The following is a 372-nucleotide window of genomic DNA, read 5'->3' as shown; positions in this document are numbered from 1 at the left end:
CTAAGATGGCCTGTTCAGCAGGAGTCTCACATACACCGAGTCTCACATACACCACCAGCCCGGACGTGACCCCGGTCAAGCCCGGCGACAGTGATGGTGGGGATGAGAGTGATGGTGGGGGTAGGTGGGGGCGATGGTTGTGGCGACAGCGCTGGCGCAGGCGACACGAGCTCGCTTCGAGCTAAGCTGGACCACCGCAGGTGTCAGTAGATATCAGTATCCGCATCAACACGAACCTGACCTCAGCACCAATCTCGGCCGCCTTCTCCACGCTCATCTCGTTGTGTGCGCTGAGCTTCTGGGGTTCTTGAGTTCTGGGCTTCTGAGGCCCTTGGCTTCTTGGCTTCTTGTGAAGGTGCGATTCGATGTCTA

The 372-nt window shown here is 58.6% G+C and carries 1 protein-coding gene; it reads right to left on the bottom strand.

All coding sequences use genetic code 11. The annotated features are described in order from the left end of the window. Nucleotides 1–181: 181 nt before the first annotated feature. On the bottom strand, nucleotides 182–372 hold a 191-nt coding region (locus tag KGQ19_RS48955; protein WP_212022538.1), incomplete at its 5' end, for a hypothetical protein.

It is taken from the genome of Catenulispora pinistramenti, assembly GCF_018274385.1.
GTDB lineage: Bacteria > Actinomycetota > Actinomycetes > Streptomycetales > Catenulisporaceae > Catenulispora > Catenulispora pinistramenti.
Note: the sequence above shows the minus strand (reverse complement) of the source record. Positions and strands in the feature narration are given on the sequence as shown.